The 24,498-nt window shown below is 59.8% G+C and carries 20 protein-coding genes; all 20 read right to left on the bottom strand.

What is annotated here, in order from left to right:
* Positions 1-34 precede the first annotated feature (34 nt).
* Positions 35-289: a preprotein translocase subunit SecG gene (gene secG, locus ABHR75_RS06730; protein ID WP_006236144.1), complete on the bottom strand. Its 255-nt coding sequence runs from the start codon at positions 287-289 to the stop codon at positions 35-37.
* Positions 290-451: 162 nt separating this feature from the next.
* The gene (gpmI, locus tag ABHR75_RS06725) at positions 452-2,005 is read right to left on the bottom strand and encodes a 2,3-bisphosphoglycerate-independent phosphoglycerate mutase (protein WP_346963934.1); all 1,554 of its coding nucleotides are present in this window, start codon (positions 2,003-2,005) and stop codon (positions 452-454) included.
* 5 nt (positions 2,006-2,010) lie between these two features.
* Positions 2,011-2,778 (bottom strand): triose-phosphate isomerase, encoded by a 768-nt coding sequence (gene tpiA, locus ABHR75_RS06720; protein WP_022094882.1) that lies wholly within the window; start codon positions 2,776-2,778, stop codon positions 2,011-2,013.
* Positions 2,771-3,973: a phosphoglycerate kinase gene (locus ABHR75_RS06715; protein ID WP_346963933.1), complete on the bottom strand. Its 1,203-nt coding sequence runs from the start codon at positions 3,971-3,973 to the stop codon at positions 2,771-2,773. Before ABHR75_RS06715 ends, tpiA begins: the two co-directional genes overlap by 8 nt.
* Before the next feature lie 138 nt (positions 3,974-4,111).
* Positions 4,112-5,137, bottom strand: a complete 1,026-nt coding sequence (gene gap / locus ABHR75_RS06710) for a type I glyceraldehyde-3-phosphate dehydrogenase (RefSeq protein ID WP_152067645.1) — start codon at positions 5,135-5,137, stop codon at positions 4,112-4,114.
* A 193-nt stretch (positions 5,138-5,330) separates the two neighbouring features.
* On the bottom strand, positions 5,331-6,260 hold the full coding sequence (gene whiA / locus ABHR75_RS06705) for a DNA-binding protein WhiA (RefSeq protein ID WP_117800625.1): 930 nt from the start codon (positions 6,258-6,260) through the stop codon (positions 5,331-5,333).
* Between the two features lie 6 nt (positions 6,261-6,266).
* Positions 6,267-7,187: an RNase adapter RapZ gene (rapZ, locus tag ABHR75_RS06700; RefSeq protein WP_022094878.1), complete on the bottom strand. Its 921-nt coding sequence runs from the start codon at positions 7,185-7,187 to the stop codon at positions 6,267-6,269.
* A 101-nt stretch (positions 7,188-7,288) separates the two neighbouring features.
* Entirely contained in the window at positions 7,289-7,975 is a 687-nt protein-coding gene (locus tag ABHR75_RS06695) for an N-acetylmannosamine-6-phosphate 2-epimerase (protein ID WP_022094877.1), read from the bottom strand.
* Between the two features lie 140 nt (positions 7,976-8,115).
* Entirely contained in the window at positions 8,116-9,081 is a 966-nt protein-coding gene (locus tag ABHR75_RS06690) for an ROK family protein (protein WP_022094876.1), read from the bottom strand.
* 172 nt (positions 9,082-9,253) lie between these two features.
* Positions 9,254-10,174: a dihydrodipicolinate synthase family protein gene (locus ABHR75_RS06685; protein WP_035138887.1), complete on the bottom strand. Its 921-nt coding sequence runs from the start codon at positions 10,172-10,174 to the stop codon at positions 9,254-9,256.
* A 68-nt stretch (positions 10,175-10,242) separates the two neighbouring features.
* On the bottom strand, positions 10,243-11,094 hold the full coding sequence (locus ABHR75_RS06680) for an acetylxylan esterase (protein ID WP_346963932.1): 852 nt from the start codon (positions 11,092-11,094) through the stop codon (positions 10,243-10,245).
* The gene (locus ABHR75_RS06675; protein WP_346963931.1) at positions 11,087-12,064 is read right to left on the bottom strand and encodes an acetylxylan esterase; all 978 of its coding nucleotides are present in this window, start codon (positions 12,062-12,064) and stop codon (positions 11,087-11,089) included. The genes ABHR75_RS06680 and ABHR75_RS06675 overlap by 8 nt, the downstream gene beginning before the upstream one ends.
* 80 nt (positions 12,065-12,144) lie before the next feature.
* On the bottom strand, positions 12,145-12,972 hold the full coding sequence (locus ABHR75_RS06670) for an ABC transporter ATP-binding protein (RefSeq protein ID WP_117848735.1): 828 nt from the start codon (positions 12,970-12,972) through the stop codon (positions 12,145-12,147).
* Positions 12,973-14,988 (bottom strand): dipeptide/oligopeptide/nickel ABC transporter permease/ATP-binding protein, encoded by a 2,016-nt coding sequence (locus ABHR75_RS06665; protein ID WP_346963930.1) that lies wholly within the window; start codon positions 14,986-14,988, stop codon positions 12,973-12,975.
* A gap of 3 nt (positions 14,989-14,991) precedes the next feature.
* The gene (locus ABHR75_RS06660) at positions 14,992-15,948 is read right to left on the bottom strand and encodes an ABC transporter permease (RefSeq protein WP_022094871.1); all 957 of its coding nucleotides are present in this window, start codon (positions 15,946-15,948) and stop codon (positions 14,992-14,994) included.
* Positions 15,949-16,103: 155 nt separating this feature from the next.
* A complete protein-coding gene (locus ABHR75_RS06655; RefSeq protein WP_195363241.1) occupies positions 16,104-17,717 on the bottom strand; it encodes an ABC transporter substrate-binding protein in 1,614 nt (537 codons plus the stop codon).
* A 365-nt stretch (positions 17,718-18,082) separates the two neighbouring features.
* Positions 18,083-20,023: an excinuclease ABC subunit UvrC gene (uvrC, locus tag ABHR75_RS06650; protein ID WP_346963929.1), complete on the bottom strand. Its 1,941-nt coding sequence runs from the start codon at positions 20,021-20,023 to the stop codon at positions 18,083-18,085.
* Positions 20,024-20,029: 6 nt separating this feature from the next.
* Positions 20,030-21,610, bottom strand: a complete 1,581-nt coding sequence (murJ, locus tag ABHR75_RS06645; RefSeq protein ID WP_346963928.1) for a murein biosynthesis integral membrane protein MurJ — start codon at positions 21,608-21,610, stop codon at positions 20,030-20,032.
* Positions 21,611-21,715: 105 nt separating this feature from the next.
* Positions 21,716-22,216 (bottom strand): Cys-tRNA(Pro) deacylase, encoded by a 501-nt coding sequence (gene ybaK, locus ABHR75_RS06640; protein WP_006236166.1) that lies wholly within the window; start codon positions 22,214-22,216, stop codon positions 21,716-21,718.
* A gap of 132 nt (positions 22,217-22,348) precedes the next feature.
* A partial coding sequence (gene uvrA / locus ABHR75_RS06635) for an excinuclease ABC subunit UvrA (RefSeq protein ID WP_346963927.1) occupies positions 22,349-24,498 on the bottom strand: 2,150 nt, incomplete at its 5' end.

Below are 24,498 nucleotides of genomic sequence, written 5' to 3'. Positions count from 1 at the left end.
GCGGGACCCTTTTCAAACGTATATACGCCAATGCTTAGTAGCCAACGATGCCCTGCGGGAAGAAGAACATGCACAGGACGACGCACACGGCAAACACGACAGCCATGATGACGGTCAGGCGGTCGAGGTTCTGCTCCATAACGCCTGTGGCAGAGCTGGAGTTATACAGCGAGCTAGCGATCATATCCGAAACGCCGGTACCCTTACCGGAATGCATCAGGACGAGAATCGTCAGCGCCACGGCAGAGACAGCCCAAACGACAAACAGAAGAATCTGGAACGGACCCATAGATAAGCTCCTTAATAGAACAATTCAAACTCTAGTACTGTACCACAACCCCTGACACTCCCCCATCAGCCATTTGGGGACGAGGTAGAAATAGCGCAAAAAAGGGGGGTTGCCCGATTGTGGACAACCCCCCCCTTATAAGAAAACGGTATTTGTTTTCTCTTAGGCCTCGGCGGCGAGCACGCGGCCCGTCATCTCGGCGGAAGGCTCAATACCAGCCATGGTGAGCATGGTCGGAGCGATATCGGAAAGACGGCCGTCCTCGATACCGGTGAGCTTGGCCTTCTCATCAACGATGATGAACGGCACGCGGTTGGTGGTGTGAGCCGTAAACGGATGCTTGGAACCGTCGGAAGCAACGTCAAACATGTGATCGGCGTTGCCGTGGTCGGCGGTAATCAGCGCAAAGCCGCCCTTGGCGAGAATCGCCGGGACAACCTTGGACAGGGCATCGTCAACAGCCTCGACGGCCTTAACGGCGGCGTCGAAGACACCAGTGTGACCAACCATGTCGCAGTTCGCGAAGTTCACGATGTAGAAATCAGCGCGATCCTCGTTGATGGCGGCGACGAGCTTCTCGGTAACCTCGGGAGCGCTCATCTCGGGCTGCAGATCATAGGTAGCAACCTTGGGGGAAGCGACGAGCACGCGCTCCTCGCCCTCCTTGGGCTCCTCGATACCGCCGTTGAGGAAGAACGTCACGTGGGCGTACTTCTCGGTCTCGGCAGTGTGCAGCTGCTTCAGGCCATTGGCGGCGATGACGTCGGCCAGGACGTTCTCGGGGAACGTCTTGGGGAAGGCGACCTCGACGTCAAACGTCGGATCGTACTCGGTCATCGTCACAAAGTGCGAAAGCTTGATCTGCTCGCGCTCAAAGCCGTCGAACTCCTTGTCCGTGAACACGCGGGTCATCTGACGAGCGCGGTCGGGACGGAAGTTGAAGAAGATGGCCGCGTCGCCCTCGTGGATGCCCTCGTTGTGGGCAGCGAAGGGCTCGACGAACTCATCGCCGCGCGGATCCTTCTCGTAGTAGGCCTTGATACCGGCCACGGGGTCGGTATCGGCATCGGACGCGTTGACCATGACGTCGTAGGCGCGCTGGATGCGCTCCCAACGATTATCGCGGTCCATGGCCCAATAACGGCCCGAGACGGTGGCAACGCGAGCGTCGCAACCGGTCTCCTCAGAAATCTTGGCCAGGAAGGCGCAGAACTCGCTCATGTAGCCAGCGCCGGACTGCGGGTCAACGTCGCGACCATCCATGAAGGCGTGGACGCGAACGGTCTTGACACCGTGCTCGGCAGCCATCTTGACCAGAGCCTCAACGTGGTTCATGTGAGAATGAACACCGCCAGGGCTCATAAGGCCCATGAGGTGAAGGGTCTTGCCCTCGGCCTTGACATCGTCCATAGCCTTGACGAAAACCTCGTTCTTAGCGATGGAGCCGTCCTGGATGGCATTGTTGATGCGCGAAAGCTCCTGGAACACGATGCGGCCGGCACCGATGTTGAGGTGACCCACCTCGGAGTTGCCCATCTGGCCGTCGGGAAGGCCCACGTCCTCGCCCGAAGCGCCGAGCGTAGTGTGAGGATACTTCTCGTACAGGCTATCAAGGAAGGGCGTCTTGGCAGCGGCGACGGCGTTCTCGCCATCAGCCGGAGCAAGGCCGCAGCCGTCCATGATGATCAGGAGTGCAGGAAGATGACGCTGTGCCATATGTCCTACTCGCCTGCCTTGACGACCATAGAGGCAAAGTCAGCAGCCTTGAGCGAAGCGCCGCCCACGAGGGCGCCGTCAACGTCGGGCTTGGCGACGAGCTCGGCAATGTTGCCGGGCTTGGCGGAACCGCCGTAGAGAACGCGGATGCCGTTGGCGAGCTCCTCGCCGAACATCTCCTTGAGGGTCTCACGGATAGCGCCGCAGACCTCCTGAGCGTCCTCGGCGGTAGCGGTCTTGCCGGTGCCGATGGCCCAGATGGGCTCGTAGGCGACGACGACCTGCTTGGGGCAGGTGATCTCAAGGCCAGCAAGGCCTGCCTTGACCTGGTTCACGACGTGCTCGACATAGGTGCCAGCCTCGCGGACCTCGAGGGACTCGCCGCAGCAGAAGACGGGAACAAGACCGGCGGCAACGAGAGCCTTGGCCTTCTTGTTCTGGTCCTCGTCAGTCTCGTGGAAGTAGTCGCGGCGCTCGGAGTGACCGATGATGCAGTAGGTGCAGCCAGCGGACTTGAGCATGTCGCAAGAGGACTCACCGGTGAAGGCACCCTTGGCCTCCCAGTACACGTTCTGTGCACCGAGGGCGATGGGGGCAGCCTGAATGCGGTCATGGACCGTAGTGATGTCGATGGTCGGAGGGCAGACGAGCACCTCGACGCCAGCCGGAACCTCGGGCAGAGCCTGGGCCAGCTCGTCGGCGAGCTTGGCAGCCTCGGCGACGTCGTTGTTCATCTTCCAGTTACCAGCGATAAGAAGGGTGCGATTAGGCATCGAGAAGCGCCTCCACTCCGGGCAGGGCCTTACCCTCGACGAGCTCCATGGAAGCGCCACCACCGGTGGAGATCCAGCTCATCTTGTCGGCAAGATCGAACTTGTTGACGGCTGCGACGGAGTCGCCACCGCCGATGATGGAGGTGCCGCCGTTGGCCTTGAGCTCGGCAACAGCCTCGGCAACGGCCTTGGTGCCGTGCGCGAAGTTATCGAACTCGAAAACGCCCATGGGGCCGTTCCAGAAGACGGTCTTGGCGCCCTTGATGGCCTCGGCGTAAAGGGCCTCGGTCTTGGGGCCGATGTCCATGCCCATGCGATCCTCGGGGATGGCGTCGGAAGCGACGACCTCGCCCGTAGCGTCCTCGCCGAAGTGGTCGGCAACGAGGTTATCGATCGGGAGCAGGATCTTGACGCCCTTGTCCTCAGCCTTCTTGAGCATCTCTGCAGCGCGCTCGACCCAGTCCTCCTCTTTGAGGGAGGTACCGACGGTCTTGTAGCCCTTGGCCAGGAAGAAGGTGTAGGCCATGCCGCCACCGATGATCAGGGTGTCGGCGGAATCGATCAGATGATCGAGGACACCGATCTTGGAGGAAACCTTGGAACCGCCGACGATGGCGACGAAAGGACGCTCAGGATCAGCGAAGATGCTGGTCAGCGTGTCGACCTCCTTCTCAAGCAGGAAGCCTGCGACAGCGGGGAGATAGGCGGCCGGGCCCACGACGGAACCCTGTGCGCGGTGAGCGGTGCCGAAGGCGTCGAGAACGAAGATGTCGCCGTAGGAAGCGAGCTTCTTGGCGATCTCGGGATCGTTCTTCTTCTCACGCTTATCGAAACGGACGTTCTCGAGAACGAGGACCTTGCCCGGCTCGACAGCCTCGACGGCCTTGGCGGCCTCCTCGCCGTAGGTGTCCTGGACGAAGCTGACGTCGAGACCTGAAAGCTCGGCGAGCTTGGCGGCAACCGGCTTGAGCGAAAGCTCGGGCTCGAAACCAGTGCCGGCAGGACGGCCAAGGTGGCTCATGAGGATGACGCGAGCGTTGTGCTCGACGAGATACTTGATGGTGGGAAGGGCAGCCTTGATGCGGGTGGTATCGCCCACGACGCCGTCCTTGATAGGCACATTGAAGTCAACGCGAACGAGAACGCGCTTGCCGTCGACATCGATGTCGCGGACGGTCTTCTTGGTAAAGGCCATGTTTGCTTCTACCTTTCGTACATGTGTGCACGTATGTGCGCACGGTTTCCAATAAAAAAGGACGCGACCCCAGAGCATAAGCCCTTAAAGGCCGCGCCCTTCTTTAGACGCTCAACGAGCTAGTCGATTGCCGATAACTTAAGCAACGAACTTCTCGAAGTACTTGATGGTGCGGACCATCTGGGAGGTGTAGGAGTTCTCGTTGTCGTACCAAGAGGTGACCTGCACCAGGGTCTGGCCGTTGCCGAGGTCGGAGGCCATGGTCTGCGTGGCGTCGAAGATGGAGCCGTGGGTCTCGCCGACGATGTCGCGGGAGACGATCTGATCCTCGTTGTAGGCGAAGGTATCAGGGATGGTCTCGGCGTAGGCCTTCATGGCAGCGTTCACCTCGTCGACGGTGACCTTCTTGTCAACGACAGCGTAGAGGTTGGTCAGCGAGCCGGTCGGCGTCGGGACGCGCTGGGCGGCACCGATGAGCTTGCCGTTGAGCTCGGGGAGAACCAGGCCGATGGCCTTGGCAGCGCCCGTGGTGTTCGGGACGATGTTCTCGGAGCAGGCGCGGGAGCGACGGAAGTTGCCCTTGCGCTGCGGGCCGTCGAGCGGCATCTGGTCGCCGGTGAAGGCGTGGATGGTGGTCATGATGCCGGACACGATGGGAGCGAAGTCGTTCAGACCCTTGGCCATCGGGGCGAGGCAGTTGGTGGTGCAGGAAGCAGCGGAGATGATGTTGTCCTCAGCGGTCAGCGTCTCATGGTTGACGTTGTACACGATGGTGGGCAGATCGCTGCCGGCCGGAGCGGAGATGACGACCTTCTTGGCGCCAGCGTTGATGTGGGCCTGAGCCTTAGCCTTGCTGGTGTAGAAGCCGGTGCACTCGAGAACGACGTCGACGTCGAGGTCGCCCCAAGGCAGGTTGTTGGCGTCGGCCTCCTTGTAGATCTTGATCTCCTTGCCGTCAACGGTGATGGAATCCTCGCCAGCAACGACCTCGTGATCGCGAGCGTAGTTGCCCTGCGTGGAGTCGTACTTCAGCAGGTAAGCGAGCATATCGGGAGAGGTGAGGTCGTTGATAGCGACGATCTCGGAGCCCTCATGACCGAACATCTGACGGAAAGCCAGACGACCGATGCGACCGAAGCCGTTAATAGCAACCTTTACTGCCATTGTGTCTCCTTTCGTAAGGCCCCCGCGAGCTACAGCGCCCGCCGTTGAGGCCCACAAACTAACCACTCGCCTAATATACCTTTTTTTTGACTTGAATTTCACGAGAATGCTCGAAATTGAAAATCAAATTTACGTTAAAACGTTTTAAAGACTAAAATAGCAGCTAAATCCATATATAAGTCGATACTTCAAACTACCTGTTTGCTTCAATGAGCTTTTCAAGCCGTAAAACACGATGGTAGAGGGCAGACTTCGACAAGGGAGGGTCAGCCATCTCCCCCAAATCACGCAGCGACAGATCGGGATAGCGCTCGCGCAGGTCGCAAAAGACCGCCAAGGCATCCGGAAGCGCATCGCGAAGGCCACGCTGCTCAAGCTCATCGATAAGCGCAAGCTGATGTTGGGCAGCACCGGCGCTTCTGGTCTGGTTGGCGAGCTCGGCGTTCACGCGACGGTTCACATCGTTCTTAACCAACTTGACCGCGCGCGCCTCCTCAATCTCGGCAACGCTGCGCTTGGCACCAATCAGCTTTAATAGATGCTCGATTTCCTCGGCGCTCTTAATGTACACGGCATATGACCCCCGCCGTGCATTAACACGCGCATGGACCCCAATCTGCTCCAACAGATCGCAAAGCCCCTTGGCATATTGCTCGCCCTGCACCGCGATCTCCAAATGAAAATCGCCGCGTGGATCGGCCACGAAGCCGCCCGCGATGAGCGCGCCGCGGATATAGGCAAGTCTACAGCAAGGACGGGCAACGATATGTCGGGGCACGCCGGCGACAAGTCCTCCCCTACGGTCGAGGATACCCAGCAGCACCAGAGCCTTGTCCAGGTCGGGTTGATCGGGCAGGGTAATGAGATAGTTACGGACCTTATGCAAGACCGATTTACGAACGGTGAATTCCGTTTTGAGCTTAAGGATGCGATGCGTCAGCGTGATCATCGTGCGCGCGACGGCTCCCGTCTCAGTCGCAACCGTCAAACGATACCGCCCAGAGCCGGTAAGCGAGAGCGTACCGCTCACGCGCGTGAGGGCGGCAAGCGTCGACAAGTCGCAGTATTCACATTCGGGTTCGCAGCGCGCAAGCTCGTCGCGCACCTCAGCGGTAAACGACATGCAGGCCTATGCCTTCGTGTTGGCGCGCGACAGGTCGCGGTGGGAGATGCTCACATGATACTGAGCGCCTTCCAGGTAACGTGCCGTGGCTTCGGCAATGGCAACGCTGCGGTGCTGGCCGCCTGTACAGCCGATGGCAATAGAAAGCTGCGGCTTTCCCTCCGCGATATAGCCCGGCATCACCGTATCGAGCAGCTGTGTCCAAGCCTTCCAAAACTCCTGCGTCTTGGGATGGTCCAGAACAAAATCGGAGACCTTTTTATCGAGACCGGTCATCGTGCGCATCTCGGGATCGTAGAACGGATTAGGCAGGAAGCGGACGTCGATCATAATGTCCGCCTCGACGGGCATGCCGTGCTTAAAGCCAAACGAGAACACGTGGACGTCCATGAGCTGCTGGTCGGACAGCTCGGAAAATGCCATACGTAGCTTGTTACGCAGCGCAGAGGTGCGCAGACGGCTCGTGTCGATAATCATATCGGCTCGGTCGCGCACGCCCTGAAGCTGAAGGCGCTCGCGCTGAATAGCATCGGCCGTAGTCTCCCCCGGCTTGGCAATGGGATGACGGCGGCGATTTTCGCTGTAGCGACGAATCAGCACCTCGTCAGAAGCCTCCAGGAACACGATGTCGCAGCTCATCTCGCGCTCTTCGAGCGCGGCGACCGCATCGAGCAACTCGTCAAACAGTCCCTGGCTACGCAAATCGCAGGTGACGGCGAGATGCCTGCCCACGCCCGTATTGATGCCGACGAGCTCGGCAAGCTGGGCGATGAGACGCGGAGGCAGGTTATCGATGCAAAAATAGCCCATGTCCTCGAACACGTGCATGGCCTGTGTGCGGCCCGATCCGGACATTCCGGTGATGATGACGATATCGGGGATGCGCTCCGAGCGCTCCGCCGCATCCATGGCATCTCCCTTTTGCATGTGCTGCCTCCCGAAAACAAGCGCGGGACCCAGCAACCCGGATCCCGCGCGGTCAATTGCCTATATTGAGTATACCGCCCCGAGCGGATACGAGGCCTGTCTTACGCCTCAAGCGCAGCCTTGAACCAACTCGTAATACTCGTGGGGTGCGTGATGGCGGTGCCGACGACAACGGCCCAGGCGCCAGCATCGATCGCGGCGCGAGCCTCCTCGGGCGTATGCACGCGGCCCTCGCAAATGATGGGAAGGCCGGGGAATTCCTCAGTCGCCTGGCGCAGGAGCGGCAGATCGGGGCCATCGGCCATGGTGCAGTCGATGGCGGCGACGCCGTGAGAAAGCGTGGTGGATACCAGGTCAAAGCCCATATCAACAGCACGGCGAATATCCTCGATGGTGGCACAGTCGGCCATCAGGAGCACGCCCTCCTCGTGCAGCGGACGGAAAGTATCCTCGACAGTCTTGCCATCGGGACGCGGACGATCGGTGGCGTCGATCGCCACGATATCGGCACCGGCAGCAACGCAGGCGCGAGCGTGACGCAGCGTCGGCGTGATGTAAACGCCCTCGTGCCCATCCTTCCACAGGCCGATGACGGGAACCTCACAGCGACCCTTAATGGCGGCAATGTCGGCAAGGCCCTGGCAGCGAATGGCGGCGGCGCCGCCGAGCTCGCAAGCGCGAGACATTTGAGCCATGGTCTCGGGCGTACGAAGCGGCTCGCCCATATACGCCTGAACGCTCACGACGAGCTTGCCCTTCAGGGACTGGATCAAAGGATCAACGGTCATGTTCGACTCAACCTTTCTCAAAACAGCCTTCTGAGACACCGCACCTTGACGTTCAAACCGTCGCTCGCGTACCGAAGTACGCTTCGCTCCTCTTTCACGTCAATCTGCGGCACCTCAGAAGGCACACTTGGTAGTTATGTTTACTTCAACGAAGCAAGAAGGTGTTCGGCGGCACCGATGAGCGGAGCATCGCCCTCCAGAGAACCGATGAGGATCGGCGTGTCCTGAAGCGGATCGAGCGCCTGGCTGGCATAGCCCTCGTGCACCGAATCCTTCCACGTCTGTGAACGCCAATCGGGACCCTGGTGAATCACACCGCCCGAAAGCACGATGACCTCGGGGTCCAGGATGTTAGCGAGCGAGCCCAAGCTGGCACCCAGCGCAAAGCCGGCGTCATGGATGACCTCGGTCGCCTTTGCGTCGCCCGCGCGGCACAGGTCGTTCACATCGCGACCGACCGAAGGACGGCTGGGGTCGACGCGGCCAAAACGCTCATCGTACATACGACCAATGGAAGTGCCCGAAGCAACCGACTCAAGATGGCCGGAACGCCCGCAGGCGCAGGGAATGCCGGCGGCAGCCGAGCACTCGATGTGGCCCATATGACCGGCAGCACCATGGAAGCCCTGCATCACGCGGCCGTTCTCGACATATGCGCCGCCGATGCCCGTACCGATGCCCAGACACAAGACGGAGAACTTGCCCTTGCCGACGCCCCAGTGGGCCTCGCCCAGAGCATGAGCCTGCACGTCGCCCACCACGGCAACGGGAAGACCGAGGTCCTCGCGCAGGCGCGGCCCCAACTGAACGCCGGACCAGCCGGGCATGATCTCGTTGGCATACGCGATGGCGCCCGTCTTGGGATCGACGACGCCTGCGGCGCCGATACCGACACCGAGGACCTCGACATCGGGATTCGCCTCGAGAGCAGCCTTGATGGACGCCTCGATACGCTGGAAAACGGCCTCGCCGCCCTCCTGGGCCTCGGTGGGAACCTCAGCTTCAAAAACGGGATGGGGCACGCTGCCATCAGCCGGATACTCCATGATGGCAGTCGCAATCTTGGTGCCGCCGATATCGACGGAGCAAACGTACTTGTTCTCCATGTCGCTCTCCTTAGGAGATAAAAACAACTACAGGAAATGCGCCGTCAGGCTAGCCGTCACAGCGCGGTAAAGGTTTTCCAGGTGCCCGAGATCGCCGAGAAACCGTGTGGCCATTGACCTAATGGGTCATGGCCGCACGGTTGAACGGCGAGGTCGGGTGCCTGGGAAAGCTTTAAAGGAGACCGTTGTCCTGGAGGACCTTCTTAATCGCCTCGACGTTCTCGCCGGTCATGGCCTTCACCGGGCGCGGCATGGTCGGGCTGTCGAAGATGCCCATGAGGTTCATAGCGGTCTTGAAGGCGCCGACGCCACCGGCATAGCCCTGGACGCCCGAGGTGACATCCCAGATGTGCGAAATCTCATTGAGGCGATCCTGCTCGGCCTTGACGGTAGCCCAGTCACCAGCCTGAGCGGCCTTCCACTGACGCACGTAGCCCTCGGGTTCAACGTTGGCGAGACCCGGGACGGAACCGTCGGCGCCACCGAGGTAGGCGCCGTCGACAACAACCTCGTGACCGGTGAGGATGCTCATCGGATGGCCGTTCTTCTCGTTCTCCTGAACGAGGTAGCGGAACGAGATGTCATCACCCGAGGAATCCTTGACGCCAGCAAGGACGCCCTCGGCGCCGAGCTTGGCAAGGAGCTTCCAGGGGAGCTTGGTGTGAACGCAGACGGGAATGTCATAGGCAAAGATAGGCAGGTCGAGCTCCTCGTGCAGGATACGGAAGTGCTCCTCGACCTCGGTCATGCCCTGCAGGGCATAGAACGGGCAGGTGGCGACGAGGGCATCGGCGCCCAGCTCCTGAGCGACCTTGCCGTGCTCGATCATGCGCTCGGTTTCGGTGTCGATGATGCCGACCAGAACGGGAACGCGGTGGTCGACGATACGAACGGCCTCGGCGATAATCTGGCGACGGCGCTCGTCGGTGGAGAAGACGACCTCGCCCGAGGATCCCAAGAAGAACAGGCCATCGACGCCGGCATCGATCATGCGGTTGATGCTGCGCTCAAAGGAGGCAACGTCGAGCTGGTGATCTTCGGTATCGGGAACAACGACGGGAGGGATAACGCCGGTGAATTTCTGAGTTGCCACAAGAATCTCCTTAGCTGTCTGGCGGGCGGCCCTATGCCACCCACTCTTGTTGGCAGTGTCCAGGCCGTCTAGGCCAAAGAACACGAGTAGAACGTTTGGTTAAAAAAGTCGACGACTTCGTTTTCGAACGCATTGATGCGCTCGTGAGCGTATTTGGCATAGATGATATGCCTCCGGTCACACTCAAGACCGTTGAATACGGCAAACTGATCCATGGGATCGCTCACGGTATCCATGAGCGATGTGCCCATGAGCACCGATCCACGCACCCGAGACGACAGCGCCTCGAGGCCACCGGGAAGCGGATTGGCAACCGCCGTGCAGGCGAGACCCCGCTCGTCCAGAGCAGAAACCGCCAGCGCGACTCCGCCGCCTAGACCCTCGCCCCATGCAAAGATGCGGTCGGGGTCCATGCCATCAAGATTGCGCGCAACCTTCGCCAGCGCGCAGCCCCAACGGACGCGCCTGGCAAAAGCAGGCGAAGAAATCCCCCGCTGCAGGTCGTCCGCACCAGCAACATCGTCATCCAGCGCAAGGACGGCATACCCCATGGCGGCAAATCTCGTCATGTGATGCCAGCCGCGCACAGGCCGATCGATGTCGTGGAACATCAGGCACAGCGGCACGCGCTCGGATACTCGGGCACGGCCGACAGGCTCAATCAAACGAGCGTGAATCGCATCGTCACCGAGCTCAAAGGAGACCTCCGAGTAACGGGCGCAGGGGTTAACAAAGTCAATCGCCGTAATGGCCAGGCCTTGAATCTCAAGATTCGAAGCGCATGTCTCTAAATCAGAAACATCTGCTTGGACATCACCGAGCCAGTCCCGATATTCTGCGAGCCTTGACGAAACCGTTCCAGGAATTCCCACGAGTCCGGGGACAATCAGCTCGTCAACATTGCTCTCGCACTTAGACATGAGCCTCCCCTCCCTTGCAGAAAAACGGAATGATCAAATCGTCAAAATCCTGAATCTCCTCGTGGCCAAAGCCTTCAAAGAACTCATGACGCTTTTCGCAGGTCAGGTTGTTATAGACCGCAAACTGCGTCGCCGGTGGACAGACGATATCGGCCGTGCCCGTGCCAAACAGCACGGGGCACTTGACCATGGGGGCAAAATTCTTGGAATCGAAGTACGCCAGCTTGGCATAGGCTTCGTCAATACGAGTCGAGTCCTCGTCAAACCAGCGAGACCAATAGCGCAGGCCCTCGTAGGCAATGTCGTCGGCATCCAAATCCCAGACCAGGCGGAAATCTGACAGGAAGGGATAGAGGATGGCGGCGCGATTGATAAGCTCGCTGTTAAGCGCACAGGTCGCAATGCCCAAACCGCCGCCCTGCGACGCGCCGTTCACAAACACACGCGCAAGATCGATGCCCTCGAGCTCGCGAACGATGCGGCACAGGATGCGAATATCCTGATGCAGACGGACATAGTAGAGGTTGGCCGGGTCGCCGTCGATACCGGCGACGATATGACCGGCAACCGTTGTGCCCTCAAATCCACCAATGTCCTCGGAGGGACCTCCTTGGCCGGGGCAGTCGAGGGCGATGAGTGCCATGCCCATGCCCGCAAACGACGCCTGCTCAAACCAGCTGCGGCTAGCACCCGGATACCCATGGAACTGAAGTACCAATGGCACGGGCCCGTCCGAGACGGGTTTAAGGTACTTGGCATGCAGGCGCGCGCCACACATGCCGGTATACCAGAGGTCGAAAAGCTGGCAGGTCGCGGCATCGGTCACCGATGCCGTCTCGATCGCATAGTCAAGCCCGACGGCGTCGGCCTCGGCCACGCGATCCTTCCAAAAGAGATCGAAATCCGATGGACGGGGCATGGCGCCTCGATATTCATCAAATTGATGTTGTAGCTCCTGAGCACTTGGCATGGCTCGTGAACCCAACCTTTCGAAATCGCAACGGAGGTGCGCCCGGCAAGGGAACCGGGCGCACGGGAGGGAAAGCGAGGCTACTCGCCGAGCTTGGGATGCAGCAGCGACGGCGCAGCGCCGAGCAGCATCTTGGTGTAGGGGTCCTGGGGGTGCTGGAAGACCTGCTTGGCCTCGCCCTGCTCGACGATCCTGCCGCCATTCATAACGATGATGTCGTCAGAGATATAGCGGACCGTCTGGATGTCATGGCTGATGAACACCATGGCCAGGCCGAGCTCCTTCTTAAGGTCGGTCAGCAGGTTCAGAATCTGCGCGCGGACCGAAACGTCCAGAGCCGAGGTGGGCTCGTCGGCGATGATGGCATCGGGGTTCAGCGAAAGGGCACGGGCAATTGCGACGCGCTGGCGCTGGCCGCCCGAAAGCTGGCCGGGAAGAACCTCGGCAGCGGAGCTGGGCAGACCGGTGAGCTCCAAGAGTTCCTTGACGCGCTTCTCCTGCTCGGCCTCGGTACCCAGGTTGTGGACGCGCATGGGGTCGAGCAGCTGCTCGCGAACGACCATGCGGGGGTTGAGCGCCGTGGCCGGGTTCTGGAACACGACCGAGATGACGCGACCCATGTGGCGACGGTCCTCGGCGGTACGTTTGGTAACGTCCTTGCCCTTAAAGTAGACCTTGCCGCTCGTGGGGGCCTGCAGGCCGCACATGACGTTGGCGGTGGTGGACTTACCGCAACCGGACTCGCCGACGATGCCGATCGTCTGACCGGGCATGAGCTTAATCGTTACACCCTGGACGGCGTGAACCAGGTTGGGGTGCAGAATCGAGCCGGTACGGGTCCTAAAGGTGACGTGGACGTCATCAAGGAAGATGATCGGCTCGACGCCGTTGACTGCGGTCTCGCTCATCTACATCACCTCCGCGTGAGGGGTCAAACCATTTGCCTTGAGCACCTCGTCGGGGAGCTCGGAATAGAAGTGCTCGGTGCCGGGCACGCGCTTGAAGACCGGACGGGTGTCCAGGCCAATACGCGGATGGCTCGAGCGGGGCGCAAAGCGATCGCCCTTGGGGAAATCGCGCGGGCTCGGAACGGCGCCGGGCACCTGGTGCAGGCGGCCCGAGCCGCTCTCGATGGACAGAACGGAACCCAGAAGACCGCGGGTGTACTCGTGAATCGGGTTGGTGAGCAGCTCCTTGGTGGGCGCCTGCTCGATAACCTGGCCAGCGTACATAACCGTGATGTTGTGGGCGACCTCGGCGACCAGCGCCAGGTCGTGCGAAACGAAGATCATTGCAAAGCCGAGCTTGGCCTGAAGATCGTTGAGCAGCTTGATGACCTGCTTCTGGACGGTAACGTCCAGAGCGGTCGTGGGCTCGTCGCAGATGACCAGCTTGGGGTCGCGGGTAAGGGCCATAGCGATCAGGACACGCTGACGCTGGCCGCCGGAGAGCTCGTGCGGATAGCTCTCGAGCGTGCGCTTGGGATCGAGGCCGACGAGCTCCAGGAGCTCCTCGGCGCTGCGGGTTCCGCCGCGCTTGGTAAGCTGCTTCATCTGGGCAGAGATGAGCATGGAGGGATTGAGAGAGGACAGGGCGTCCTGATAGACCATGGCGATATCGGTACCGCGCAGGCCGAACCACTCCTTCTTGCTCATCTTGAGCAGGTCACGGCCCTCCCAGAGGACCTCGCCGGAAAGGTGCTCGTCCTCATCGGTCAGGCCCATGATGGCCAGCGTGGTGATGGACTTACCGCAACCGGACTCGCCCACCAGGCCCATGGTCTGACCAGGACGGACGTCAAAGTTGACATGGTCGACGACGTTGATATCACCGTGATGCTCAAACTGGATGCAGAAGTCACGGACCGAGAGAATCGGTTCGACAGACTCGTCGGGCACATGGCGATCGTCACGCTTGAGCTCGACATCGCGCAGGGCGCCAAGGCGAGCGGAGAGGGACTGGGCCTGCTCCTTGTAGGCGCGAACGGGGTCGGAGACCAGCAGGTCGGCCTCGCGACGCTTGGAGGAATCGGTCGGATCCAGGGCGGCGGAGGGAGCAGCGGCCATGGCGTCGGTAATGCCCTCGGAGAGGATGTTGAGCGCCAGGCAGGTGATCATGATGGCCAGGCCCGGGAACAGCGCCTGCCACCAACGGCCAGCGAGCACGCCACCGCGGGCGTCGGCGAGGATGTTGCCCCAGGTAGCGGTGGGCTCCTGGATACCAGCGCCGATAAAGGTCAGCGAGGCCTCGAAGATGATGGCGTCGGCGACCAGGGTAACGGTGAAGACCATGATCGGGGCGATGCAGTTACGCAGAACATGCTTGATCAAAATCCACGGAGCCTTGGCGCCGGAAACGATGACCGCGCGGACATAGTCCTCGCCGTACTCGGACACGATGTTGGCGCGCACGATACGGGCAATCTGCGGAGTGTACATAAAGCCAATGGCGAAGATGATCGACGGCACGGAATTGCCCAGGATGGAGACGAAGACGGCAGCGAGGGCGATGCCCGGGATGGACATGATGATGTCCAGGATGCGCATGATCGCCTCGGAAACGGACTTGCGCGAAACCGCCGCGAGGGCGCCCACGACCGAGCCGCAGACCAGAGCCATGGCAGTAGCACCGAAGCCGATGATCAGCGAGTAACGGCCACCGTAAAGCATACGCGACAGGATGTCGCGGCCCTTATCGTCGGTACCGAAGATAAATCCATTGCCGGGAGCCTGGCGAGCAGTGAAAATCTCGACCGGGCTATAGGGGGCAAGAAGGGGCGCCAGAATCGCGGTCAGGGCGACCAACACCAGCACGACGGCGGCAATCTTAGAAGACAGCGTCATCTTCTTCCAGCCACCGAGCTTGAGCCCCTTGGAGGCAGCCTTCTCGAGCTGCTCGGTTTGCTTCTCTCGAATCTTTACCATAATCTACACCGTCCTGATGCGCGGGTTGATGAGCAGGTAGAGCATGTCAACCACGATGTTGATGATGATGAAGGCAAGAGCAACGACGATGACGACGCCCTGAACCAGGTTCGCCTCGTTGCCCTGAACGCCCTGCAGAATCGCAGTACCCATGCCGGGGAGGTTGAAGATGACCTCGATGACGACGGCGCCGCCCATAAGGTAACCGATCTTAAGACCGAGGGTGGTGACCGGGGTGATCAGCGCGTTGCGCAAAACGTTGATGCCGACGACGACCTTCTCGGGAACGCCGGCGCCACGGGCCATGCGGACGTAGTCCTTGTCGAGCTCCTCAACCATGGCGGTACGCACGATACGAGTCATCTGGCCCGTCAGCGGGAATGCCAGAGCGATAGCGGGCATGATCATACGTCCCAGATAGCCAGCCGGGTTGGTGGTGAAGTGAGGCAGAGCACCGGATGCCGGGAGCACCTTAAGGTAGGAAGAGAACAGCAGAATCAACAGAACGGCAAGCCAGAACGACGGGGTTGCCAAGCCGGCGATGGAAAAGACGCGGATCACTTGGTCCGGCCATTTATCGCGATACAGTGCCGCGATGACGCCGAGCAAAAACGAGACGACCGCGCCGATGGCAAGACCGATGAAGGTCAGCTGCATCGTGACGGGCAGGGCCGTGGAGATGCGCTTGGCAACGGAGTTGCGAGCAGCACCATAGGTGCCCATGTCACCATGGATCAGATCGCCCATGTAGCGCACGTAGCGCACGGGCCAGGGGTCGTCCAGACCATACTTCTCATGGTACTCGGCAACCGCCTCGGGCGAGGCACCGTCACCCAACGCCGTATAGGCGGGGTCGGTCTTGGAGAACGACATAAGGAAGAACACCAGGACGGTGACGCCCAATGCCATGATCGGCAGCGCCACGAGACGCCTTCCAATCAAACGTAGAAAGTTGTTCACGTTCTCTCCCCTTTCTTTTGTCGGTAGGACCAACTGGTATATGAGTATGGATACTCATTACAAGACCCGAGCGACATCGAGGCCGCCCGGGTCTTTGTTTCAACTATGAGGACGTTGCCTTACGACCGACGCCCCACATATGACTCAAACGAGTCTTAGGCCTTGACGGTCGCGACGCCCCTGAAGGACATGCTCGTCGTGCCGATGCCCTTGAAGCCATCGAGGGCCTCGCCGTTGGGCGCGGTAGACGGATCGTCCCAGGAAGCGGAGACGGTCTTGACGTGGACAACGGGGTACAGAACAGCGTTGTCGGCGATGATGTCGAAGCACTCGTTCCACTTCTTCTGCTGCTCGTCGCCCTCGGCGGCAAGAGCCTCGTCCATGAGACCGTGGAGCTTCTCCCACTCAGCGGACTCCTTCCACGGGCAACGGGTCTGCATCCAGACGTTGTCGCCGTACCACCAGTTGAGCAGCAGGTCGGGGTCAGCGCCGAAGCAGGACGGATCGCCAGGGGCAAGGAGGATATCGTAGGCCTCGCCGCCGTCGATGGCAGCGTAGGTGGCCGGCGAGGTATCGGTCTGGATGGTCACCTCGAAGCCGAGAGCGTCGAGGTCGTTCTTGACCTGGGCGGCCATGCCCTTAATCTGCTCGTTGTCGGTGGTGCGCAGGGTGATGGCACCCGGGGTGATGCCGGACTCCTCGATGAGCTTCTTGGCCTTCTTGGCGTCGGTCTTGTACACCGTGGAAGCCTCATGATAGTTGGTGAAGCTCTTGGGCAGGTAGCAGCTGGCAGCGGTGGCAAGGCCGGCGAAGGTGTTGGTGATCATCTTCTCGGTGTCGAGCGCGTACATGACGGCCTGACGGACCTTGACGTTGTTCCAAGGCTCCTTGGCGACGTTGAACATGATGAAGCGGGTGCCGAAGCCCTGGACGTTGTCGATCTTGCAGCCAGCGCTCTCGAGCTGGTCGACGGCGTCAGCGGTGACGAGCTCCATAACGAGCGTGGAGCCTTCCTGCTGGGCGGTAACGCGAGCGGTGGGGTCGGTCAGGATGCTGTACTGGATCTTCTTATCCTCGGCAGCATACTCACCGTTGTACTCGGGGTTGGGAACCAGGGTGATCTCGGTATCGGAGATAGAGTCGTACATCCAGGGGCCGGAACCGATCGGCTGCTTGGCGCGATCCTCCTCGGACTGAGTAGCCGGGGTAACACGGATGATGGCCAGACGATCCTTGAGCAGGGAGAAGTTGGGGACCTTGGTCTTGACCGTTACAGTGCTGGCATCCTTGGCCTCGATGGACTCGAAGGGCTGGAAGAACGGAGCATAGGTAGCGGAAGCAGCGCAAGCGGTGTAGGAAGCGACGACGTCGTCAGCAGTGACCTCGGTACCATCGGAGAACTTGGCGCCCTTGCGGATGGTGACCTCGAAGGTAGTGTCGTCCACGGACTTGGGATCGTCGGTGGCGAGCTCGTTGAAGGTGCTGTAGTCGTGGTAATCGATGCCGTAGAGACCCTCGACGACGTGCCAGTTAGCACCCAGGCCCACAGCGGAGCCGGTGCTGGCGGGATCGAAGCTGGACGGAGCGTAAGCGGAACCAGCGGTAATCACACCGCCGCCACGGTTGGCGGAATCGGCGGAACCGGAAGCGGAACCCTCGTCGTTGGAGCTGCCACCGCAGCCGGTGAGACCAAGCCCTGCGACAGCAGCGACGCTGCCGGTGAGGCCGAGGAACGAACGCCTGGACATACCCTTGTTGATGATGGCCATGTCTTCTCCTATCAATAGAGAATCTTACCCGGGAGCACCTAGACTTGCCCCCGCGCAACTTGCGGACGATATATACCTTACCTACCGACGAACCCAACTGAGGTGCCGCGCTCGGCGACCGATACATACATACGCTTGAACGGTATTTACTACCGTTCACCGAATTCGTTGACAAACGATTCGCCAGACAGTATGTATCGGCGAGGTGAGATATCAGTCTTCGTCAACCCGCAGGATAGCAGGGTTGTTCACCATGGCTAGTCAAACGTTTTAGCGTTAATAAAACCCGAAACCAGCAGGCAATCATGGCGAAATAAATGGTTGAAAATCGCGCAATCATGTATATCAGTTGTTTAGACTCGTGTTTAGCTATCGGAATGGCCAGCCGCCGCCTCGGCGCGCTCGGCATTCCATGCAACGAGCGCCTCGTGGACCGCCTTGGCAACATCGGCAGGTATGCCGCGAACTTCCGCGATCTCTTGCTCGCTCGCCGCACGCAAACGCTTCATCGAGCCAAAATGGCGCATAAGGGCACGTTTTCTGGTGGGTCCCACACCTGGAACGTCATCGAGTACCGAAACCGTCATGGCTTTATCGCGCAACTCGCGGTGGAACGTGATGGCAAATCGGTGGGACTCATCGCGTACCTGTTTAATTAGATAGAGCGAAGCAGACCCGGTCGGCAGCACGACAGGAGTCTCGTCCCAAGGCACAAAAACTTCCTCGTCGGCCTTCGCCAAGCCACAAACTGGTATATCGAGCCCAAGAGCCTCAAGTTGCTTGATCGCAGCGGTCAATTGCGGCTTACCGCCATCGACAACGAGCAAATCGGGGCGCGAGCCAAAGCGCTCGTCGGCCATGCGCTCGGGAGCATAGCGTCGTCCCAAAACCTCGGACATCGACACGAAGTCGTTTGCCTCGTCCAATTCGGCCTGAATTTTAAAACGACGGTACTGGCTCTTGTCGGCGCGCCCGTTGGTAAACACCACCATCGAGGCGACCGTAAAGGTGCCATGCAGTGTAGAGATATCGAAGCACTCGATACGCATCGGCGGCGCCGGCAGCGCCAACGCACTTTCGAGCTCCAGGAGCGCTTGATTGGTGCGGTCGTCAGCGTACCCCGTTCGCATCATGTAGCGCATGAGGGCATGGCGCGCATTTTTGGATGCCATATCGAGCAGACGGTGCTTTTCGCCACGCTGCGGCCTATGGAGATGGCAGGAACGCTCACGCTTGCCCGCAAGCCACTCCCCCAGCGCCTCCGCATCCTCAAGCTCGACGGAAAGGTTGACCTCAGCTGGAATATCAGCCGTCTCGTCGTAATAGCGCTTAAGAAAGCCCGACTGGAGCTCTTCCTCGTCAACATCAAGACCCTTGTCGAGAATGAACTCGCAGGTGCGAACTGTTCGGCCCTCGCGAACGACGAAGACGCAAGCGGCGGAGATGGTCTCCTCGCGATAGAACCCGATGACATCGATATCGACACTGGAGGGAAAAACGACTTGCTGACGATCGTCCAGACCCCTGATGACCTCCAAACGACGTTTGACGCGTGCCGCGCGCTCAAAGTCGAGCGCCTCGGCGGCATCCGTCATCTCGGAGGTCAGCTCATCGACGACATCCTTGCGATGGCCCGACAAAAAGCGCTCGACACGCTTGACGTTCTTGGCATAGTCTGCCGGGGAAATCGCGCCGACACACGCACCCGGGCCGCGCCCGACATGGTAGTCAAAGCAGGGACGCCCGTTTTGTGCGCAAATCATATTGACGATGTCTTCCTCGCCCTTGTGGGACTCGATGGTACGGCGACAACGACGCCACTCCGCACAGGATGCAGAGCAGATGGGGATAACCTTGCGCAGCGTGTCAATGGTCTCACGCGCCGCACGGCTATCGGTATAGGGTCCAAAATAGCGCGTTCCCGGCTTATGACGCTCACGCGTGTATTTGATCGCGGGATACAGGTCGCCCTTTGTAATGGCGATAAAGGGGTAGCTCTTGTCATCCTTGAGGTCGACGTTAAAGTACGGATGGTACTGGCCGATCAGGTTGCGCTCGAGTACAAGCGCCTCATGCTCGGTTTCGACAACGATGTAGTCAAAGCTCGCCACCAGCTGCATCATCAGCGGGATCTTTTGACGCTCATCCTGCAGTGTCACGTATTGACGCATGCGGGCGCGCAGGTTTTTCGCCTTGCCCACGTAGATGACATCGCCCTTGGCATCCTTCCAAAGGTAGCATCCGGGCTGTGTGGGAACGCGCGAAACCTGCTCGGCAAACGTTGGTATGTTGTCGTGACCGGCCACGCGCACCTACTTGCGACGAAGCAGCGCCGAGACCTCGGGCATCTTAAGGACGACGGCAAGGCCAAAGGTAACAACAAGCGAGGCGACACCCGCAACGCAAACGTAGCCAAGAGTAATCAGAATCGAGCCGCCAAGTGCCCCGACAAAGTGTTCAAGCGCCCACATGACGCCGGCGCCTGCGGCAGCACCTAGGCCACCGAGCAAAAGGCCAAAGAAACCGCCATGTAGGATAGATTTGACCTGAAGGCCACGCAGGCGACGACGCAGCCACCACAGCGAACAGCCGACCAAGATCACGTAGTCGACGACATACGAAAGCGCGATTGCCGGCATACCGAAGCCCAGCACAACGCCAAACAGCAGAACCGAGCCGGCCTGGCCGATGGCGGAATACAGGCAATAGCGGCTATAGGGCTTCATGTCGAGCAAGGCAGAGAAGCTCTTCTGCATCAACACGACCACGCCGTAGAGCGGCAGCGAGAGCGCCAGGTAGACAAGGTACTCGGACACCAGCGCCACGCCGGATTCATCGAACTTGCCAGCACAGTAGATCATATTGAGCGGACGTGCGAAGACAATCAGGTACAGTGCGAACGGAATCAGGAAGAACAGCATCTGGGCGACGCCACGCGAAATGCCCGTGCGAACGCTGTCGTAATCCTTCTCCTGTGCGTCATGAGAGAGCTCGGTATAGAGCGCCGTCGAAAGCGAGGCGGCAATCAGCGCGTAGGGCAGCGTGTACCACAGGCGCGCATAGGCGATGACGGAAGGACCCGTCTCGGGCTGGACCACCAGCGCGGCAGCGTTGGTGATAGAAGTCGAGACAAACATGCACACCGTGGCGAGCAGCGTCGGGATACCGAGCGCAATCGTCTGGCGCAGCGCGGGGTCCTTAAAGTCGATATGGATATGGGGATGCACGCCGTGCTTGCCAAGCGCGGGAATCTGACATGCCATCTGAACAAAGACACCGAGGGTCGTACCGGCCGCAATCAAGATGATGCCGGCACGTTCGCCAAACTGTGCGGACACGGGCGCAAAACCCATAAAGCTCGCAATGACGATCACATTGTTGAGGACCGGGGCAAACGTCGACCAAAAGTAGTCGCGGTGTGCGTTGAGAACGCCCGAGAACACCGAGCCCAAACCATAAAAGAGAATCTGGATGGCAAAGAAACGGAACATGAACGCAGCGGTATCCATGCTGCCACCGTCACCCGAAAGGAACGATTGCGTCCAGATAAAGCCCGGGGCGGACACGGTCCCCAGCAACGAAATGCCACCCAGCACTAAAAGCAGAATGCCGAGCAGGTTGCCCACGTACTCGTTCGAGGCCTCGCGACCCTGCTCACGCCTCACGCCCATGTACACGGGCAAAAACGCCGTCACGAGCATGCCACCCATCACGAGTTCGTAGAGCATATTGGGCAGGTTGTTGGCGACCTGATAGGAGGACGAGAGTAGCGACATGCCGATAGCGGCCGCCATTGCCCACGTGCGGATAAAACCGGTGACGCGAGACACGATAGTCAGGATGGTCATAAGCCCGGCGGAACGACCAACCGTGGAGTAGTCCGACGAGCCCATGTCGTCAGTGTCATCTCGCGACGAAGAAGCTTCGGATGAGGGTGTCTGAGGCGCAGATTCTTTTGCAAAATGAGCTCCGCGCTTCAATTCTTCCTGCGGCATCGCTCAGTCCTCTCTCGTAATCGCGGCAACCGTCGCCCCGCAAAATGCAATTAAATCATCGGGTGCAAGCTCGAGCTGATAACCACGCTTGCCTCCCGAAATAAAAATGGTATCCCAAAGGACGCATGTCTCGTCAATGAGCGTCCGGTAGCGTTTTTTCATACCGACCGGGCTGCAGCCGCCGCGAACGTAGCCAGTCGCCGCAAGCAAATCCTTCACATGCATCATGGCCAAGGACTTCTCCCCCGCGGCACGCGCGGCGGACTTTAGATCGAGCTCGTCGGCAACAGGGATGCAGCACACGACATAGTCGTTGGACGGCGTCACGCAGACCAAAGTCTTAAATCCTTGACCGGGCTCCTCGCCAAGCTGCTCCGAAATCGCGACCCCCAGGCCCACCGACTCATCACCATCGTCTTCGTACGTATGTAGAACATAGGAAATGCCGGCACTTTCCAGCTCGCGCATCGCATTGGTTTTTGGCGTCTTTACAGCCTTTGCCATGACATATCCTTTCCCTCGCATTCGGACGCAAGGATTAAGTATATGTCCAATTCGGCTGCATACGTCACTTCGGCACAGCAAGCGCCATCGAATCACAAGGAGTCGATGGCGCCCATAAACTGAATCGCCTATTTATTGAGCATCAAGTTGAGCCTGACGCTCCCGGTCACGCCTGAGCAACGGCGCCAAAAACTTGCCCGTATAACTCTGCGGACAGTCCGCAACCTGCTCCGGTGTGCCCGAAACCACGACGGTTCCGCCGCCGTTACCGCCCTCGGGACCCATATCGATCAGGCGGTCGGCAACCTTGATGACATCAAGGTTGTGCTCAATCACCAGCACCGTGTTGCCCGCATCGACCAAGCGCTGCAGCACATCGAGCAGCTGGCGGACGTCCTCAAAATGAAGACCGGTCGTCGGCTCGTCCAAAATATAGAACGTCTTGCCCGTCTGGCGTCGATGAAGCTCCTTGGCGAGCTTCACACGCTGCGCCTCGCCGCCCGAGAGCGTCGTGGCGGGCTGGCCCAGGCTCACGTAGCCTAAGCCTACATCGTACAGCGTCTGGAGCTTGCGCTTAATCTGCGGGATATTCCCAAAGAAGGCCAGCGCCTCGGTGACGCTCATGTCGAGCACGTCCGAGATGGTCTTGCCACGGTAGGTGACCTCGAGTGTCTCGCGGTTGTAGCGTTTACCGCCGCAAACTTCGCAGGGAACGTAGATATCGGGAAGGAAGTGCATCTCGATCTTAATCTGCCCATCGCCCTTGCACGCCTCACAGCGCCCGCCACTCACATTAAAGGAGAAACGACCCGGCGAGTAGCCGCGCGCCTTCGACTCCGGCGTACTCGCAAACAGCGCGCGAAGATCATCCCACAGGCCGATATAGGTAGCAGGGTTGGAGCGCGGCGTGCGGCCAATCGGCGACTGGTCGATATCGATAACCTTATCGATGCACTCGATGCCCTCGATTTTTTTATACGGACCCACAGGGCGCGTCGAGCGGTGAATGGCATTCGTAAGGGCAGGCGCAATGGTGTCGGTAACCAGGGAGCTCTTGCCCGATCCCGACACGCCGGTAACAACCGTAAGCGTACCAAACTCGATTTTGGCAGTAACGTTTTTGAGGTTGTTGGCTCGAGCGCCCGTAATTTTAAGGCAGCCGCGACCGGGCTTGCGCCGTTCATCAGGCACCCGGATCATTCGTTTACCGGTCAGATAAGCGCCCGTCATCGACTCGGGACACGCCATGATATCGGCAGGCGTTCCCGCCGCGACTACGTGTCCGCCGTTGACGCCGGCGCCGGGCCCCATGTCGATCACGTAATCGGCGGCACGGATTGTATCCTCGTCGTGTTCGACGACGATAACGGTATTGCCGATATCGCGCAGGCGCTCGAGCGTCTTAATCAGGCGCTCGTTGTCACGCTGATGAAGACCGATCGAGGGCTCGTCCAGAATATAGAGCACGCCCATGAGACCCGCGCCGATCTGCGTTGCCAGTCGAATACGCTGCGCCTCGCCACCGGAAAGCGTCGCCGAGGCACGATCGAGCGTCAGATAGTCGAGTCCAACATCGACCAGAAAACGCAAGCGCTCCAGGATTTCCTTGACGATACGGCCGCCGATAAACTGTTGGCGCTCGGTGAGTTCCAGGCCCTCAAAAAACTCGAGCGATTCACGGCACGACAGGCAACAAACCTCGTAAATGGACTTGCCGCCCACGGTGACGGCGAGCATCTCAGGGCGCAAACGAGCGCCGTGGCAGCTCGAGCACGGCTCCTCGCGAATGTACTTCTCCAGGCGCGCCTTGGTGTTCTCGTTCGTCGTCTCGGTATAGCGTTCGTACAGGATGTTGCGAACGCCCGAAAACTTGGTATCCCACTGGCTGCGACGTCCGTCGAGCTTTTGGTAGTCGACCGAGATCTTCGTATCGCCCAGGCCATCCAAGAATGCACGACGCACGCGAGGAGGCAAGTCCTCCCACGGCGTATCGGCGCTCACCTTAAAGTGTTTGCAGACCGCAGCAAAAATCTGCGGATAGTAGTTCGAATTGCCGAACAGACTACCAAAGACTCCGTCGGCAATGGACTTCGAGGGGTCCTCGATCAGCGCCTCGGCATCAACGGTTTTCTTAAAGCCCAGGCCGTCGCACTCAGGACATGCGCCATAGGGAGCGTTGAACGAAAAATCACGCGGTTGAAGATCGTCAATGGAGTGACCATGCTCCGGGCACGCCAAGGCTAACGAATACTCCAGCAGCTCGCCCTCGGTCCCCTCGGGAG

The organism is Collinsella aerofaciens (genome assembly GCF_039752955.1).
Classification (GTDB): Bacteria; Actinomycetota; Coriobacteriia; order Coriobacteriales; family Coriobacteriaceae; genus Collinsella; species Collinsella aerofaciens_BI.
Note: the sequence above shows the minus strand (reverse complement) of the source record. Positions and strands in the feature narration are given on the sequence as shown.

Excerpts from the sequence above, each read along its gene's own strand:
- secG (WP_006236144.1), bottom strand. The coding sequence starts at position 289 with ATGGGTCCGTTCCAGATTCTTCTGTTTGTCGTTTGGGCTGTCTCTGCC.
- gpmI (WP_346963934.1), bottom strand. The coding sequence starts at position 2,005 with ATGGCACAGCGTCATCTTCCTGCACTCCTGATCATCATGGACGGCTGC.
- tpiA (WP_022094882.1), bottom strand. The coding sequence starts at position 2,778 with ATGCCTAATCGCACCCTTCTTATCGCTGGTAACTGGAAGATGAACAAC.
- ABHR75_RS06715 (WP_346963933.1), bottom strand. The coding sequence starts at position 3,973 with ATGGCCTTTACCAAGAAGACCGTCCGCGACATCGATGTCGACGGCAAG.
- gap (WP_152067645.1), bottom strand. The coding sequence starts at position 5,137 with ATGGCAGTAAAGGTTGCTATTAACGGCTTCGGTCGCATCGGTCGTCTG.
- whiA (WP_117800625.1), bottom strand. The coding sequence starts at position 6,260 with ATGTCGTTTACCGCTGAGGTGCGCGACGAGCTTGCGCGCTGCGAACCC.
- rapZ (WP_022094878.1), bottom strand. The coding sequence starts at position 7,187 with ATGCAAAAGGGAGATGCCATGGATGCGGCGGAGCGCTCGGAGCGCATC.
- ABHR75_RS06695 (WP_022094877.1), bottom strand. The coding sequence starts at position 7,975 with ATGACCGTTGATCCTTTGATCCAGTCCCTGAAGGGCAAGCTCGTCGTG.
- ABHR75_RS06690 (WP_022094876.1), bottom strand. The coding sequence starts at position 9,081 with ATGGAGAACAAGTACGTTTGCTCCGTCGATATCGGCGGCACCAAGATT.
- ABHR75_RS06680 (WP_346963932.1), bottom strand. The coding sequence starts at position 11,094 with ATGTCTAAGTGCGAGAGCAATGTTGACGAGCTGATTGTCCCCGGACTC.
- ABHR75_RS06675 (WP_346963931.1), bottom strand. The coding sequence starts at position 12,064 with ATGCCAAGTGCTCAGGAGCTACAACATCAATTTGATGAATATCGAGGC.
- ABHR75_RS06670 (WP_117848735.1), bottom strand. The coding sequence starts at position 12,972 with ATGAGCGAGACCGCAGTCAACGGCGTCGAGCCGATCATCTTCCTTGAT.
- ABHR75_RS06665 (WP_346963930.1), bottom strand. The coding sequence starts at position 14,988 with ATGGTAAAGATTCGAGAGAAGCAAACCGAGCAGCTCGAGAAGGCTGCC.
- ABHR75_RS06655 (WP_195363241.1), bottom strand. The coding sequence starts at position 17,717 with ATGGCCATCATCAACAAGGGTATGTCCAGGCGTTCGTTCCTCGGCCTC.
- murJ (WP_346963928.1), bottom strand. The coding sequence starts at position 21,610 with ATGGGCTCGTCGGACTACTCCACGGTTGGTCGTTCCGCCGGGCTTATG.
- ybaK (WP_006236166.1), bottom strand. The coding sequence starts at position 22,216 with ATGGCAAAGGCTGTAAAGACGCCAAAAACCAATGCGATGCGCGAGCTG.